The sequence below is a fragment of the Deinococcus malanensis genome (assembly GCF_014647655.1).
Taxonomy (GTDB): Bacteria; Deinococcota; Deinococci; order Deinococcales; family Deinococcaceae; genus Deinococcus; species Deinococcus malanensis.
This window is the reverse complement of the sequence record NZ_BMPP01000002.1, coordinates 246369-260248: the sequence shown is the minus strand read 5'-3', so window position 1 is coordinate 260248 and position 13880 is coordinate 246369. Positions and strand designations below refer to the sequence as shown.

The window sequence follows — 13880 nt, the reverse complement described above, 5'->3', positions numbered from 1 at the left end:
CGCCCTGTGCGCCTTCTGGTCCATTCAGTATACTACGCGGCTTGAAATGGGTCAAATATTTTACGTATATAACGTAATATGACGGGCGACTTGGATGCGGGCCAGGATGACCTTGGAGGCCCACCAGATCGGTCTTTTCTGAAACGGCCCGGGGAACCCCGGCAGGTGGGGGATGATCCCGGGGCGGGGACGCGTCAGAATATGCCTTGAATGCGCTGCGTTGCCGCCCTCACCCTGCTCCTGCTGACGGCCCCGCACGCGGCTGCCCGGAGCACTGTGCCTTCGTCTGCTGCGCCCCGGTCGGCAGAGGCTCTGGTGGAATCCCCAGACGTCTCGCTGCGCCGTGGGCAGCCTCCCCAGGCGGTTCCTGCCTGCCGTCTGCCTGCCGGTGAGCTGCCCAGGCGCACACGTGCGGTCTTCGTGCTGGACACCAGCGGCAGCATGCGCGGCACCGGCGACGGCCAGGCAGACATCTTCGAGCGGGTCAAGGCCAGTGTGGGGGCATATGTGCGCGGTCTTGACCCCGACCGGGTGGAGCTGGTGAGCTTCGACAGCGGAGTGAGGCATCAGCGCGGTTTTGACCGGCCGGCTGCCAGTTCTGAATGGACTGCGTTTCTGGCAGGACTCAAGGCCGATGGGAAAAACACGTACCTGTACCGCAGCCTGCACGCGGCCCTCTCCAGGCTGGGAGACCAGGACGCGTACCTGACCACCATCTTCGTGCTGACTGACGGCATCGATAACGACCCCGCACGGATCCACAGTGCCCACAGTGCGCTGCGGGCTTTTGCTGGCCGCGGCGCGCTGGACCGGCTGCACTACGTCGCACTGGGGACCCGCATCCCTGATGATCTGCGCGCCGCCCTGAGGGCGAGCACCTACGCAGCGGGGCACACCTACAGGGCCGGTCAGGTGCCTGTGCTGGGCCGGGGCAACCTGGCCGGCGGGGCCCTGAACGTGACCCGTCTGGATCAGGTGGATGTGCCGTTGCCCAACGGGACCCCCGTCAGTCTGGGCAGCGCCGTACCAGCCCGCCTGAGCCTCGCGCTGCCCGCCGTACAGGATGGGCGCGTCCGCCTGAGGCTGCGTGGGTCCCTGGCCCCAGGCAGCGCCGCGCTGCTGTGTGCCCCGCTGTCCCCCGCCCCCGAAGACATCAACCTGCGTCCGGCCGCGCTGCTGCTGCGGCTGAACACCCCCGAAAGCTCCGGCCTGACCTGGCTGAACCCGGGTGCGGACCTGAACCTGCGCCCTGGAGAGGACGTCGTGCTGCGCTACCGTGCCGGGAGCGGCGTGTCGCTGGGTGACCTGAGGGTGGATACCGGTCACCGCAGTCTGCACGCAACACTGGAACGGCGTCCGGACGCCCGCGAATTCGGGGTGCGGTTACGTCACACCGGCCAGGGTGCGGCCCGCGTGACGCCGCTGCTGCTCGGAACCGGCCGCACCGTGCCACTGCCTGCCATCCGCCTTGTAGCGGGTCCAGACCCTGCAGGAGGACCATCAGAAAATTCCGCGGCGCCGGCAGGGGAGGCGCCTGCCACGCAACCCGGCAGGGCCGCCGCACAGACCAGTCTGGAAGGTCAGCCCAGGTTCCCGGCCCGTTTTGGCATCCTGCTGCTCTGTGCGGCGGCCCTGGTGGGCCTGAGCCTGTTGTGGCGCCGCCGCCGGGCGGCTCCAGCCCCCGCTACCCGGCGTCTGGGGGGAACCTTCCCGGTGCCGGGCGTGGAAGGTCTGGAGTACAGCGAGGAACGTACCCTGGCCCTGGTGACGGCCCAGGGAGACGTCATGGGTGTTCCGGCGCCGCTCAGTGGACCGTTCGACGTGGGTCAGGTCTCGCGCGTGCCGCACCTGAGCGGCCTGCGGGCCGAGCAGCACCGCGACGGTCTGCAGATCCTGCGTGTGCCTGACGACCTGGAAGTCAGCCGCGGCGCCCTGCTGCTGCAGGCTGGAGATGTGGTGCGGCCCGGCACGCTGCTGGGCATCGCGGTGGCCGGGACGTCACGCGCCCCGGAAGCGGACCTGGGCAGCCTGGCGGGGCTGGGCCTGCCCCTGACGCTGCGCGCCGACGACCTGACGGTCCATATCAGCGGGCCCTACGGTGACCATGTGCTGGTGGTGCGTTCAGGGGTTGTCGACCTGGGAAGCGCCTTGCACGCGCCCGTGCTTGCTGGTCTGAAGCTGACGCCCAGTGGGACCCACCTGCTGCTGGTCGAGGTGCCTGAGGGGCTGCATCTGCGCCGCCCCGGTGAGAGCACACCGCTGCGGCCGGGCACGTACCTGCCGCAGACCCCCACCGTGCTGGAGCACGGTTTTGGGGCGTCCAGAGCCGGCCCCGGCCCGGTGTAATACGCTCTGGAACTATGGAGCTCCTGCGTCTGATCCACGGCTACCAGTTCGACAGTTCACTGGCCACGCTGTTTCCTACCCCTTACGCGCTGGCCACGTTGATCCTGTTCGTGTGGAGCCTGGGTCCGGCCCTGAAAGGCACCGTGGGGTTTTCCTTTCTGGTGTGGCTGCGCATCACCTGGGCGCTTACCCTGATTCCGGGCGTCACCGGCGTGATGCTGGCCTTGGGCGGCGCCAAGGTGCCCAGTGCGACTGACGTGGGCGGTGGCCTGACCAAGTATCGCCTGCCCTACGACCCCAGTCGTGACTACGAACACTGGATGTACGCGGCTCTGGCCCTGCTTACGTTATATGTCATCGAAGTGCTGATCAAAGGTCACCTGGTCGAGCAACGCCGTGGAATGAAGTTTCTTCCCCTGGCTACCCTGTTCCTGTACGCCTGCGCCTACAGAGTTGGCCAGGTGGCGGTTGTTCCCGGAAGCACCCCAGGGTCTTGATCAGCCCCTGGCCCCCGAGCCGGACCAGACTTTGAATACCGGGTCAGGTTCGGCTCATCAGCTGGGGGGGCAGAGATGTTCAAGTGTGACCCCATGCGTCCTCCCCTGCGTCTCTATGCCCTGCTGACTGTCCTGCTGACCGGCGCGGCCATGGCTGCGCCCACCGCCGTCAAGGTTCACACCGGCGACACCCTGTTTAAGATCGCCACCCGACACGGCATGACTGTTGCCAAGCTGCGGGCCCTGAACGGTCTCAAAGGCGACACCATCCGGGTGGGGCAGACGTTGAGGCTGAAAGGCGCGGCAGCCCCCCCCAGGGCCCAGAGACCAACGGTTCATACCGTCCGCTCCGGCGACACGCTGAGCATCATCGCGGGCCGCTATGCCGTCAGTGTGGGCGCGCTGAAGTCTGCCAATTCCCTACGCGGCACGACCATTCATGCTGGGCAAAGACTCCGGGTGCCCAAGGGGGGCAGTGCTCCTGTGGTCGTGCGCCGCCCCACGACCGAGGTCCGCGTCATCTACTCGTTCATCCGCATGGGGGTGCGCGACACGGCCGACAGCCTGGCACGCAAATACCACACCACACCCGACGCCCTGCGCCGCCTGAATGGCCTGTCGAGCCGAAAGCACATGGTGCCGGGTATGAAACTTCTGGTGGCCCAGCGTGTGCCGGTGCCCATCCCCCCGCGCGCGACCGGGCGGGCGCTGACGTTCAAGCAGCTCACGCCCCTGAACATCCCGGTGCAGCTGGTGCGCGTCGACCTGCGACACCGCGATGTCCTGGTGGCCCCGGTGCTGCCTCACGCCGGCCTGGTCTTTGGTCTGGGAGCCCGGGTGGGACAACTGGCGCAGCGCAGTGGAGCACGGGCACTGATCAACGGCAGTTATTTTCATCCACAGACCTTTGCGCCGGCTGGAGACATCGTGATGCAGGGGCGCATGCTGACCTGGGGCCGGATTCCCATGGCGCTGGCCATCACACCCGACAACCGAGCCACCATTCGGGCCTCCACCACGCCGCTGCTGCGCCGGCCGCTGGACACTACCTGGCGCGGCATGGAAACCGTGATCGCTACGGGGCCGCGTATTGTGACCGGCGGCCGGGTCCACACCAACTACAGCCAGGCCTTCCGTGACCCCGCGCTGTTCGGCCGCGCCGCCCGCAGCGCCGTGGGCCTGAGCAGCAACCGCGATCTGGTGATGGTCAGCACGCGTGCCCGGCTGACCACCACCGAGATGGGCAAGGTCATGACCCGCCTGGGGGTACGTGAGGCTCTGCTGCTCGACGGCGGCAGCAGTGCCGGTCTGGCCTGGAACGGCCGGGCAGTGCTGGACAGTGTGCGCAAGGTCAGTTACGGCATCGGAGTATTTACCGGATACACCGGAAGACGCTACGCGCGCTGAGGGCGGGCTACCATACCGGGATGAAGTTCTCTTTCCCCGCCCTGTGCCTGGCAGGTCCAGCATGAAACCCGAGCAGGTGCAGGCCCAGCTGACGCGCGTGCTCAGCGAAGCGATCGCCGAACTTCGCGACCCGCGCGTGCCGATGATCGTGACCGTCGAGCGGGTGACCGTGACCCCCGACTACACCCTGGCACGCGTGTATGTCAGTGCCCTGACCAGCGACATGCCAGGACTGCTCGATGCGCTCAACCGTGCGCGAGGTCACCTGCAACGTGAAATCGGCGCGCAGGTCAAAATGCGCCGCACCCCGACCCTGGAATTTCGTGCCCTGGAGGACGCCCGGCTGTGAGCGCGACGCTGAGTGACAGAAGCTGGGTGGAAATTACCGGCGAGAGCACCATCCGGGTCCGGTACGCTGAGACTGACGCCATGGGTGTGGTACACCATGCCACCTACCCGGTGTGGTTCGAGGTGGGCCGAACTGAGCTCATGGAAATGCTGGGCCTGCCCTACACCGAGGTCGAGGCCCGGGGCTTCTACCTGATGATCTCGGGTATCAACGTGGAATACCGCCGAGCAGCGCGCTACGGCGATACCCTGAGCCTGACCACCCGCCTGGGCAGCCTGCGTTCGCGCACCATGACCTTCCTGTACGAACTGCGCCGTGGCGAGGAACTCGTGGCCTCCGGCGAGACCCGGCATATTGCCACCGACAAGACCTACCGGCCGGCCCGCCTGCCCGACGACGTCCTGCACATCCTGGGGGGAGGCAAGGACGCTAGACTGCCGGGCGAATGACCCGGCCCACCCGCACCCTGCCCGTCAAGCGCGCCGCCCACGTGTACCTCGTGCGGGACGGCCATCTGCTGCTCGTCGAGGAACGCATGGACGACGGCAGCATCTTCTACGGCCTGCCCGGCGGCAAGGCGAACCCGGGCGAGACCCTGGGAGACGCCGCGGTCCGACAGGTGCAGTACGAGACCGGCCTGACCGTCACGGACCTGACCTTTGTCAGCCTGCTGGAAGGTGAACTGCTGACTGGCACGCGCAACGAGTGCTACGCCACCTTCGGCCGCTTCACCGCGCAGGCCCACGGCGAAATCGACCCCAGTGACCCCGAAGTGGTCGGGGTCAAATGGGTACCGTTTGCTCAGGTCGAGGGTCTGGTGCGCTATGGCCCGCCACCCGAGTGTGAGGAGCGTAACCCGCTGATCTGGGTGCCCACCCGGGATTTCCTGAGCGGCGAGGCCCGGTCCTACTACCCGATCTGAACTCAGGACGCTGACCCGGCCTTCCACACTGCCGCGCCGGTTTCCTATGTGGAACCAACAACTCTGGAGCCTGGACTCCAGGCCGCCCTGAAGCTGTATGGGGAAGTGTCGAAGAATACGTCCGAACTCAGGCTGTGACCTAGGCAAACAGACAGGCCCAACATACTCATATTCTGATATCAGATACTGATAGCGCAATGGACGTGAATCTGCTGAAGGGAAACCTCGACCTGATCCTGCTAAGTGTGCTGGAACGGGAAGGAGGGTACGGCCAGGACATCGCCAAGCGGGTGGACGCCCTGACTCAGGGAGAAATCCGGCTGAATGCGGGAAGTCTGTACCCGGCACTGCACCGCCTGGAACGCGCCGGTTTCCTTCAGGCCGTCGAGACGCTGCCGGGCCGGGGCGGCCCGTCGGTGCGGACCTACACGCTGACCCAGGCTGGACGGCGGGAACTCGACCGTCGCCGTGACGGGTACCGCGCCTTTGACGGCGCCCTGCGGAGGCTGTGGTGATCCCGGCTGACGCCGAGCGTTACCTGCGGGCTGTGACTCGGCTGCTCCCACCACGTGTGGCCCGGCAGGTCCGCGCAGAGTTACTGGGCCATCTGCATCAGGACATGCTGGACGCCCGGCTGCGGGGCCTGGATGAGGCCGAAGCCTGGGCACAGGCTCTTCAGGAGGCGGGGCCGGTCTGGCCGGCTGCCTGGCGACTGGTGCAGGTGCATACCCTGGGCAGGGCACTGCGTGTGGTTCTGGTCGGCGTCGCGCTGGGCGGCGCAGCATACGCGGTCCAGAGCGGTACGACCCTGCCTCCCATGAGCCAGCAGGCCCAGCCATGAAAGGCCAGCTGTGGCAGCTGTGGCGCGAATGGCTTTCCCCGGTATCTTTTGCCCTGCTGTTCACCCAGTTCGGGGCCACGGCCGTGAATGTGGACGGCGTCAGCATGCTGCCTGGTTTACGTCACGGTGAACTGCTGCTGGTCCCCAAAGCCGAAGGCTGGGCGCGTCAGCTGGGTCTGGGCGCCTACCAACGTGGTGACGTGGTCGTCTTCAAGCCGCCGAGTAGCGCAGACTACGAGAGAAAGAAGGACTACCGGGGTATGCCGCTGCCCTGGTCGTACCGTCCCTATCTGGTCAAACGGGTGGTCGGCGTGCCAGGTGACCGCGTGCAGGTGCGCGCAGGCACGTTGTATGTCAACGGGCAGGCGGTCGTGGAGCCGCGGACGCTGGCCTACTGGGACAAGAGCTGCCGAGATGTGAGGTCTATCCTGGCCAACACCCCCGCAGTCACGGTGGCCTCAGGGCAGTACTTCGTCATGGGTGACAACCGCAGCCCCGGCGGCAGCCTGGACAGCCGGATGTTCGGGCTGGTGGACCGCCACGACATTGCCGGACGCGCGGTTCTGACTTTATGGCCCGTGGCCCAGCGCGGTGGAGCCGGAGCGCCCTGCAACGACCAGCAGGCACCAGCAGGAGAAGAGCTGAACTGGTCTCCCCGCTGGCTGCCGGCCCAGCCGCGATAATCGGCTCCTACGTGGCTTCTGGCTGAGCTTCCGCCTTTCGGCGGACGTGGCGGGCCTTCGCGCCCGCTAGGCTGGACGCATGACGGAGGCTATGGGGGCAGGTGAGCACCGCAGGCATGAAGGCCTGCTGGCGGACCTGCTGAGCAGCCGCACCTACCGTGTGGCCCTGTATGTGTTGCTGGCCCTGCCCGCAGGCGGGCTGGTCGCTGCTCTGCTGACTGGCGGCGTGGTGGGCGGGGTGCTGACCCTGCCGCTGCTGGTCGGTGCGCCGTTGCTGTTGGGCGCCCTGTGGCTGGTGGGCGCTCTGGCAGACGTGCAGCGCGTGCTGGCTGCCCTGCTGGGCGTAAATTTTGAGCGTGCACACCTTCCGCGGGCCTACCGAGGGGTCCTGCCGTGGCTGCGTGACACCCTGGCAGACCCCTCAACCTACCGGGCCCTGCTTTTTCACGCGGTGCAACTCCCCCTGGCTGCCATGTGCTGGGTGGTGCTGGTGGCGTTACTGGTCCTGATGCTTGCCGGAATCAGCGCCCCGCTGTGGGTACTGAGCTCCGGCGCGCCTCCGGTGGTCTGGCGCGAATGGACCCTGGTTCCTGATGAGAGTGTGGTGGTCGGCCTGGTCCTGATCGGGCTGGGCAGCGCCCTGGTGCTGGGCGGCGTGCTCAATCTGATGGGCCGGCTCTGGACCCGGCTGACGCTGGGTTTGCTGGCCCCGGACCGCCGTGACGAGGCGGCGCGGCGCGAGGTGGTGGCGCTGCGCCGTGCTGCAGGCCGCGTGGCGCTCGGAGACGACCTGGGGGTGACCCTGGCTGATCTGGCCACGCAGGCCTGGACGGCCAGCACGGCGCGTTCGGTGGCGTTGGTTGCTTCAGACGGCACGCCGCATGCGATCAGTGGTGAGGAGCATCCTGCACTGGCCGGGCTGCCAGACGGCGCCCCGGTTCCTGGCGAGGCCAACGTGCAGGTCACCCCGGACGGCGGCACGCTGGTCTCGCTGCCGGTTACTCTGCCTCCATCGGCCGGCACGCTGGACGGCGGTACCCTGCGTGCCCTGTACCTGGGAGGGACGCGGCCCGGCACCGAAGAACTCGCCTTTCTGCTCAGCATTGCCGACCACGCGGGAACGGCGCTGCACGCCTCACAGCTGATCGAGCGGGCCGGGGCACGGGCCGGAGAACAGGAACGTGCCCGTCTGGCCCGCGAACTGCATGACAGCGTGGCGCAGGCCCTGTACGGCATCACCCTGGGAGCCAAGACAGCCCGCGCCACCCTGGACCGCGATCCGGGGCGGGCGCGCGAAAGCCTGGACTACACCATCCGGCTGGCCGAGGGCGGGGTCAGTGAAATGAAGGCGCTGCTGTTCAGCCTGCGGCCCGACGCCCTGGAGGAAGGGGGTCTGATCGCGGCCCTGACCCAGCACGCACACGCCCTGGAAGCCCGCCACGGGCTGCAGGTACATGCCGAGCTGCGCGCCGAGCCGCACCTGACGCCCGATGCCCAGGCCGCTGCCTACCGGGTGGCCCAGGAAGCACTGCACAACGTGGTCAAGCATGCCCGGGCCACCCAGGTATGGCTGAGCGTGCACGAGGCACTGGGGGTCGTCACGGTTTCGGTGCGCGACGATGGGCGGGGCTTTGACCCGTCCTCCCAGGGGCGGGGCACGCTGGGACAGCGCAGCATGCGTGAGCGGGCCGCTGGCGCTGGCGGCACGCTGGACGTCCAGAGTGCGCCGGGCGAGGGGACCATCGTGACCCTGCGTCTGCCTGCGGCTGTGGCAGCTTCTTTGCAGCGCGAGGAGGCACACGCATGAGTATTCCCTCGGCTGCTCCACCCTCCCGTCCGCTGCTCCCCGTGCTGGGGCGCATGGCCCTGGGCCTGCTGCTGCTGGGGACCGGAGGCCTGACCGCCTGGAGGGGCGTCTCGTTTTCGCCTACCCCGGGCCTGGGCACCGTGACCACGCCACTGGCCGTTCCACTGGACGGCCCCATGCCGCTGGATGTCGCTGCCAGCGCCACACTGCGCTTCGAGGGCAACCGCGGTGACCTGCAGATCCTGCCGCTGCCTGCGCACAGCGGTGACGTGCTGCGGGGTCTGGCCACCCACCGTGCCCGTAATCCAGTGGATGTGAAGCTGAAGCGGCAGGGGCATACCCTGGACGCTACGGTGGGCCTCAACGTGCAGTCGTTGGACCAGGATGGTGTGGTGGTCACCAGCCCGCGCCCGTTGCAACATCGTTTGCACCTGGCCCTGACTCCCCGCATCCCGCTGACGCTGAATGCCCGCACCACGGGAGGGGATCAGACGCTGGACCTCAGGCCCCTGCGGGTGCGGGCCCTGAGTGCCCGGTCGCTGGGAGGCAACCTGAATGTGACGGTGCCGGCACGGGCGGCCGGGCCCCTGGCGCTGGTCACGTCGGGCGGGCATATCCGGGTGGTGGCCCCCAGCGGAGCGCGCCCGGAGGCGCTGCGGGCCAATACCGCCGGCGGCAGCCTGTTCCTGGACCTGCGCGGGGCGCAACTGGACGCCCTGAGTATCGGCAGCGGCAGTGGCCAGGTCCGCTTGACGCTGCCCCGCCGTTCGGCGCGGGCCAGTGTGACCACCGCGTCGGGAGACATCACGGTGACGGCGGATCCTGAAACAGCCGGCAACCTGGACCTGCGGACTCAGACCGGAGAGGTGATTTTGCGCGTGCCCCGCAGTCTGCGGCTGAGGGTGCGGTTCACCGACCGCGAGACCCTGCTGCGTTCCTCCGCCCTGCCCCAGCCCACTGCTCCTCAGCTGGACGTGTTCGTAGACGCACCCAGCCAGAACTTCACCCTGGAGGAAACCCCATGACCATTCCCTCAACCGTCCGTGTGCTGCTGGTGGACGACCACGCCGTGGTGCGCCAGGGCCTGAAACTTTTCCTGGGCCTCGACCCCAACATCGAGGTGGTGGGGGAGGCCGCCAACGGCGAGGAGGCCCTGCAGGAAGCCGGGCGCCTGCATCCGGACGTGGTTGTAATGGACCTGATGATGCCGGTGATGGACGGTATTGCCGCCACCCGGCAGCTACGCCGCTCCTTCCCGGACACCGAGGTCATTGCGCTGACCAGCACCCTGGAGGAGCACAAGGTCAACGGGGCCATCGAGGCCGGCGCCATCAGCTACATGCTCAAGGACGCGTCGAGCGACACGCTGGCCGACGCCATTCATGCCGCAGCCCGTGGAGAGGTCCGCCTGCACCCCGAAGCGGCCCGGCGGCTGGTGCGGGATTTCCGCAGTCCCGATATGCGTGAGAGCCTGACGCCCAAGGAGACCATCGTGCTCCAGCTGATCGCCCGGGGCTGCAGCAACCGCGACATTGCACAGGACCAGGGCGTCAGCGAGGCGACGGTCAAGACCCATGTCAGCCGGCTGCTGAGCAAGCTGGGCCTGGAGAGCCGCACGCAGGCTGCGCTGTATGCATTGCGCCACGGCATTGCCACACTGGACGAGGCCTGAGGACAGACAGCAGCGGCGGGAAGGCTCCAAACCTTCCCGCCGCTGCTGTCTGGTTTGCTTAATCCACTTCGTCCGTATGGCCGCTGGTGCTGGCGGCCGGAGCCCGGCGCAGGCGCAGCAGGGCCGGAATGATCAGCACGGCCAGCGTCAGGATCACCAGCGCCAGGGTCAGTGGCTGCGTGAACACTGCAGCGTAATCTCCGTTGGTCTGCTGCACGGCAGTGCGGAACTGGCTCTCGGCGGCTGGCCCCAGGATCATGCCGATAATGGCTGGCGTGATCGGGAAGTCAAAGCGGCGCATCAGGTAGCCCAGCACGCCCAGCAGCCCCAGTAGGACCAGGTCGAACACGCTGTTGTTCAGGCTGTAGACGCCCACGGTGGCAAACACCAGGATGCCGGCGTACAGAAACGGACGCGGAATCAGCAGCAGCCGCGCCCACACACCTGCCAGCGGCAGGTTGAGCACCAGCAGCATCACGTTGCCGATGTACAGCGAGGCGATCAGGCCCCACACCAGGTCCGGACTGGTGACAAACAGCAGCGGGCCGGGTTGCAGCCCGTACTGCTGGAAGGCGGCCAGCAGGATCGCGGCGGTGGCACTGGTGGGCAGCCCCAGGGTCAGCAGCGGTACCAGCACACCGGCGGCTGAGGCGTTGTTGGCCGCTTCCGGGCCAGCCACGCCTTCGATGGCGCCCTTGCCGAATTCCTCGGGGTGTTTGCTGAGCTTCTTTTCCGTCATGTACGACAGGAAGGTCGGAATCTCCGCGCCGCCGGCAGGCAGGGCACCAAAGGGAAAACCCAGCGCAGTGCCGCGCAGCCAGGGTTTCCAGCTGCGGCGCCAGTCCTCGCGGTTCATGTGGGCGCCCTTGGTCAGCGGCACCACGTCGGCCTTGCCCTTGCGGAAGCGGGAGGCCACGTACAGCGTCTCACCGATGGCGAACAGGCCCACGACCACCGTGACCACGTCAATGCCGTCCAGCAGTTCGGGAAAGCCCAGGTCGAAGCGGGCCACGCCGGACTGGTTGTCGGTGCCCACCAGCCCCAGGAACAACCCCAGGCCCAGGCTGATCAGCCCGCGCAGCGGACTGCCGGCAAAGGTGGCACTGACGGTGGTAAAGGCCAGCAGAATAATGGCGAATTTCGCTCCTGGCGGAATCTGCAGGGCAATCTCGGCAACGGCAGGCGCGGCGAAGGTCAGCAGCAGGGTCCCGATGGTGCCGGCCACGAAAGAGCCGATGGCGGCGGTGGCCAGCGCCGCGGACGCGCGTCCGCGGCGGGCCATCTTGTTGCCCTCCAGCGCCGTGATGATCGAGCTGGACTCGCCGGGGGTGTTCAGCAGAATGGAGGTGGTGCTGCCCCCGAACATGCCGCCGTAGTAGATGCCCGCGAACATGATGAACGCGCTGACCGGAGGCAGCTTGGCGGTGACTGGCAGCAGTAGCGCGACCGTCAGTGCCGGTCCGATGCCGGGCAGCACGCCGACCAGGGTGCCCAGCGTGACCCCCAGCAGCGCCCACAGCAGGTTGATGGGCGTCAGGGCGGTATCGAAGCCGGCCAGCAGGGAGGTGATGGCCTCCATTTACAGCACGCCCCTGAATATGCCCTGCGGCAGCGGCAGCCCCAGCCCACGGGTGAACACCAGATAGGTCACCAGCGCCAGAATCAGCGCGGCGATTACGACCAGGCCCAGCCGGCGCTCGCCGAAGGCCCACGCCACGCTGGTGAACATGATGGCGCCGCCGATCACGAACCCCAGAGGGTTGAGCAGCGCGGTTCCCAGCGCGAAGCCACCCAGGATGGTCAGCGGCGAGACGTGGTTGACCGGGGCGTTGGGGTCGGTGTCCTCCTCAGTCGCCGGCTCGGCGCGGTCTCCGCGCAGCGCTCCTATGGTCAGCACCGCGCCCAGCACGCTCAGCAGGATGCCCACCACAGTCGGAAAGATCCCGGGCCCGACCTGCACGTTGGCCCCGGTGGTAATGCCACGTGCACTCAGCCACACGGCCAGCCCCAGCGCCAGGATGGCCAGGGCCACCACCAGATCCGGCACGCTCAGCCGCCGGCGCATGGGCCGGGAAAACTCGGGGGACGGGGGCGGAACAGGTTCGGACATAGGATCTCCAGCTTAAGAGGCTCAGAAGGCATAGCGAAGGGGGCGGGAGTCAATCCCGCCCCCAGTGACGGGGTGACGCTTACTTGATCAGGCCGATGTCTTTAAGCACACCGTTGATGCGGTTCTGCTCGACCTTCAGGAATACGCTGAACTTGCTGCCGCTCATATACAGGTTGGTCCAGTTGCGGGTCTTGAGGGTGTCCTGCCATTCCTTGGTCTTCACGGCCTTGTCCAGGGCGGCGACCAGGGCGGCCTTCTCGCTGGCACTGATGCCGGGAGGCGCCACGATGCCGCGCCAGTTGGCCAGTTCCACGTTCAGACCCTGCTCCTTGAAGGTGGGCACCGCGATGCCGGCCTGACGCTTGCCACTGCTGATGCCGATGGCCCGCAGGCGTCCGGCCTTGATCTGCTGCTCGAACTCGCCGTAGCCGCTGACGCCGGCGCTGACCTGGTTGCCCAGCAGAGCGGCGACCGCTTCACCGCCGCCGCTGAACGGCACGTAGTTCATCTTCTTGGGGTCAATGCCCGCAGCCTTGGCCAGCAGGCCCACCAGGATGTGGTCGGTGCCACCGGCGCTGCCGCCTGCGAACGAGACCTTGCCGGGGTCGGCCTTCCAGGCCTTGACCAGATCGTCCATGGTCTTGAAGGGGCTGCTGGCCGGCACCACGACGACCTCGTACTCGCCGGTCAGGCGGGCGATCGGGGTAACGCGCGAGAGGTCCACCTTGCTGTTGTTGGTCTTGATCGCACCGACCATCACCAGGCCCATGGTCATCAGCAGCTTGTCGTCATTCTTGCTGTTGACCAGCTGCGCCAGTCCGATGGTGCCGCCGGCGCCGGGCACGTTGAACACCTGCACGGGCTTGACGATGTTTTCGCCCTGCAGCACGCTTTGCAGCGCGCGGCTGGTCTGGTCCCACCCGCCGCCAGGAGCAGCCGGCGCCATGATGCGCAGGCCGGAGAGGTTCTGGGCCACGCCGGCAGGAGCGATGGTCAGCAGGGCACACAGGGTCAGGGCAGTCTTCTTGAGGTTCGTCATGTTGCCTCCAGGGCAGGTTCGGGCCACTCCAGCTGAGTGGTCAGGGGTTGGATTGCGGTTGACCGTACCTTACTGTTCCCGGCACTCCGGATCAAGGGTTTTATACGTCTGGCAGGGCATTTTCCGCTGACGCAATGCACAAACGTGAACACAATGAACGCAACTTCTGCCCCAGGGCAGCTGCACTTCTAGAATGGGCGGCGTCAC

The 13880-nt window shown here is 67.4% G+C and carries 15 protein-coding genes; 12 read left to right on the top strand and 3 right to left on the bottom strand.

The genetic code is table 11. The annotated features are described in order from the left end of the window. Positions 1 to 210: 210 nt before the first annotated feature. The 12 genes from IEY49_RS03660 (at position 211) to IEY49_RS03605 (ending at position 10524) form a co-directional block, all read left to right on the top strand. Positions 211 to 2346: a vWA domain-containing protein gene (locus tag IEY49_RS03660; protein ID WP_189004653.1), complete on the top strand. Its 2136-nt coding sequence runs from the start codon at positions 211 to 213 to the stop codon at positions 2344 to 2346. Between the two features lie 14 nt (positions 2347 to 2360). Further along, positions 2361 to 2843: a hypothetical protein gene (locus tag IEY49_RS03655; RefSeq protein ID WP_189004651.1), complete on the top strand. Its 483-nt coding sequence runs from the start codon at positions 2361 to 2363 to the stop codon at positions 2841 to 2843. 93 nt (positions 2844 to 2936) lie between these two features. Beyond that, positions 2937 to 4250, top strand: a complete 1314-nt coding sequence (locus IEY49_RS03650) for a LysM peptidoglycan-binding domain-containing protein (protein WP_229780609.1) — start codon at positions 2937 to 2939, stop codon at positions 4248 to 4250. A gap of 61 nt (positions 4251 to 4311) precedes the next feature. Then, the gene (rbfA, locus tag IEY49_RS03645) at positions 4312 to 4599 is read left to right on the top strand and encodes a 30S ribosome-binding factor RbfA (RefSeq protein ID WP_189004647.1); all 288 of its coding nucleotides are present in this window, start codon (positions 4312 to 4314) and stop codon (positions 4597 to 4599) included. Beyond that, positions 4596 to 5048 carry an acyl-CoA thioesterase gene (locus IEY49_RS03640; protein ID WP_189004645.1) on the top strand — a complete coding sequence of 151 codons (453 nt, stop codon included), beginning with the start codon at positions 4596 to 4598 and terminating at the stop codon, positions 5046 to 5048. The genes rbfA and IEY49_RS03640 overlap by 4 nt, the downstream gene beginning before the upstream one ends. Continuing rightward, on the top strand, positions 5045 to 5521 hold the full coding sequence (locus tag IEY49_RS03635; protein ID WP_189004643.1) for an NUDIX hydrolase: 477 nt from the start codon (positions 5045 to 5047) through the stop codon (positions 5519 to 5521). Before IEY49_RS03640 ends, IEY49_RS03635 begins: the two co-directional genes overlap by 4 nt. A gap of 197 nt (positions 5522 to 5718) precedes the next feature. Next, positions 5719 to 6036 carry a PadR family transcriptional regulator gene (locus tag IEY49_RS03630; protein ID WP_189004641.1) on the top strand — a complete coding sequence of 106 codons (318 nt, stop codon included), beginning with the start codon at positions 5719 to 5721 and terminating at the stop codon, positions 6034 to 6036. Beyond that, positions 6033 to 6362: a hypothetical protein gene (locus IEY49_RS03625; protein WP_189004639.1), complete on the top strand. Its 330-nt coding sequence runs from the start codon at positions 6033 to 6035 to the stop codon at positions 6360 to 6362. The genes IEY49_RS03630 and IEY49_RS03625 overlap by 4 nt, the downstream gene beginning before the upstream one ends. Then, positions 6359 to 7045 carry a signal peptidase I gene (gene lepB, locus IEY49_RS03620; RefSeq protein WP_189004637.1) on the top strand — a complete coding sequence of 229 codons (687 nt, stop codon included), beginning with the start codon at positions 6359 to 6361 and terminating at the stop codon, positions 7043 to 7045. The genes IEY49_RS03625 and lepB overlap by 4 nt, the downstream gene beginning before the upstream one ends. 79 nt (positions 7046 to 7124) lie before the next feature. Then, positions 7125 to 8852 (top strand): sensor histidine kinase, encoded by a 1728-nt coding sequence (locus IEY49_RS03615; protein ID WP_189004635.1) that lies wholly within the window; start codon positions 7125 to 7127, stop codon positions 8850 to 8852. Further along, the gene (locus IEY49_RS03610; RefSeq protein WP_189004633.1) at positions 8849 to 9877 is read left to right on the top strand and encodes a DUF4097 family beta strand repeat-containing protein; all 1029 of its coding nucleotides are present in this window, start codon (positions 8849 to 8851) and stop codon (positions 9875 to 9877) included. Before IEY49_RS03615 ends, IEY49_RS03610 begins: the two co-directional genes overlap by 4 nt. Then, complete coding sequence (locus IEY49_RS03605; protein ID WP_189004631.1) at positions 9874 to 10524, top strand: response regulator; 651 nt, start codon at positions 9874 to 9876, stop codon at positions 10522 to 10524. The genes IEY49_RS03610 and IEY49_RS03605 overlap by 4 nt, the downstream gene beginning before the upstream one ends. A 58-nt stretch (positions 10525 to 10582) precedes the next feature. Here IEY49_RS03605 and IEY49_RS03600 read toward each other — a convergent pair whose 3' ends face one another. The 3 genes from IEY49_RS03600 to IEY49_RS03590 form a co-directional block, all read right to left on the bottom strand. Next, the gene (locus IEY49_RS03600; RefSeq protein WP_189004629.1) at positions 10583 to 12103 is read right to left on the bottom strand and encodes a tripartite tricarboxylate transporter permease; all 1521 of its coding nucleotides are present in this window, start codon (positions 12101 to 12103) and stop codon (positions 10583 to 10585) included. After that, positions 12104 to 12634 carry a tripartite tricarboxylate transporter TctB family protein gene (locus IEY49_RS03595; protein ID WP_189004627.1) on the bottom strand — a complete coding sequence of 177 codons (531 nt, stop codon included), beginning with the start codon at positions 12632 to 12634 and terminating at the stop codon, positions 12104 to 12106. It abuts the gene before it with no gap. A gap of 79 nt (positions 12635 to 12713) precedes the next feature. Next, a complete protein-coding gene (locus IEY49_RS03590; protein WP_189004625.1) occupies positions 12714 to 13673 on the bottom strand; it encodes a Bug family tripartite tricarboxylate transporter substrate binding protein in 960 nt (319 codons plus the stop codon). Positions 13674 to 13880: the final 207 nt, after the last annotated feature.